This window comes from Micromonospora sp. NPDC047753 (genome assembly GCF_040642735.1).
Taxonomy (GTDB): Bacteria; Actinomycetota; Actinomycetes; order Mycobacteriales; family Micromonosporaceae; genus Micromonospora.
In genome coordinates this window covers 1-1,400 of sequence record NZ_JBEYSL010000852.1, presented here as the reverse complement: position 1 = coordinate 1,400, position 1,400 = coordinate 1, and the positions used below count along the sequence as shown (strand labels likewise).

The window sequence follows — 1,400 nt, the reverse complement described above, 5'->3', positions numbered from 1 at the left end:
TGAAGCGGCACCGAGTAGGTGTGCGGGTCGAACGACGTACGCAGGGTTTCGTGCCGGTCGACGATGTCGTGCACCGCCGACGTGAGCGCTTCGGCCGAGAAGGACTGGCGGCTGTGCACCCGGAAGCAGCGGACGATGTGGTACAGCGACCGCGTCGGGTCCTTCTGGATCTCCACCAGCATGCCGAGTTGCACCTGGGCGATGGGGTAGGCGTCGGTGAGGCCGGCGGGCAGGGCGGCCCGGTCGGCGTCGTCGAGCAGCGCGAACGGGGCGACCGGCTGGAACTCCGGTGCGACCTCGGCGGCGTCCTTGGCCGTCAGGTGCGCGGCGAGCGCGGCAACGGTGCGGTGCACGAAGACGTCTCGGACGCCAACGGGGAAGCCGGCTCCCCGAAGGGCGCCGACCAGGGCCACCGCGCGTAGTGAGTCGCCGCCGAGGTCGAAGAAGCTGTCCACGACACTGACCGTGTCGAGGGTCAGCACGCGTGCCCAGATGTCCGCGAGCTGCTGCTCGAGTTCGGTGCGGGGAGCCACGTGCACCCGGCCGGTCTCCCCGACGGACGCGGCCAGGGCGGCCCGGTCGACCTTGCCATTGGCGTTCAGCGGGATCGACTCGACCGCCACGAGGTCCGCCGGGATCATGTACTCCGGCAGTCGACTCGCGCACTCCTGCCGCACCCGGGCGGCCAGACCGGCGTCCGGTCCTTCCGGGACATAGAAGGCGAGCAACCGCGCCTCTTCCGGATGGACCAGAGCCACCGTGTCGCGGACTCCGGTCACGGCGCCGATCACCGATTCGATCTCGCCCAACTCGATCCGGTATCCACGGACCTTCACCTGATGATCAACCCGGCCGACGAACTCGACAGCACCATCGGCCAACCGACGAACCAGATCCCCCGTCCGATACAACCGCGACCCCACCGACCCGAACGGATCCGGCACGAACCGATCCGCCGTCAAACCCGACTGACCCACATAACCCCGAGCAACCCCCACACCACCCACGAACAACTCACCAACCACACCCACCGGCACCAGATTCATCCACGAATCAAGCACGAACATCCGCATACCCGGCAACGCCCGACCAATCGGCACCACCGGCAACGTCTGCTCCACCCGCACCGGGAAAACACACGTACCCACCGACGCCTCCGTCGGCCCATACTCATTAATCAGATTCCCCGCACCCACAATGCCCAACCACCGATTAGCCAACGACGCAGGCAAACCCTCACCCGCAACCACCACCACCGGCGCCAAACCCGCCAACCGCTCATCCGACAACTGCCGACCCAGAATCTCCAAATGACCCGGCGTCAACTTCACAAAACTAAACGGAGCCGCCGCCGACAGCACCGACCCCAACTCCGCCAAATCCAAATCCTGATCCACCAT

The 1,400-nt window shown here is 66.5% G+C and carries 1 protein-coding gene; it reads right to left on the bottom strand.

From position 1 onward, the window contains the following. On the bottom strand, positions 1-1,400 hold a 1,400-nt coding region (locus tag ABZ749_RS35195; protein WP_357235730.1), incomplete at both ends, for an AMP-binding protein.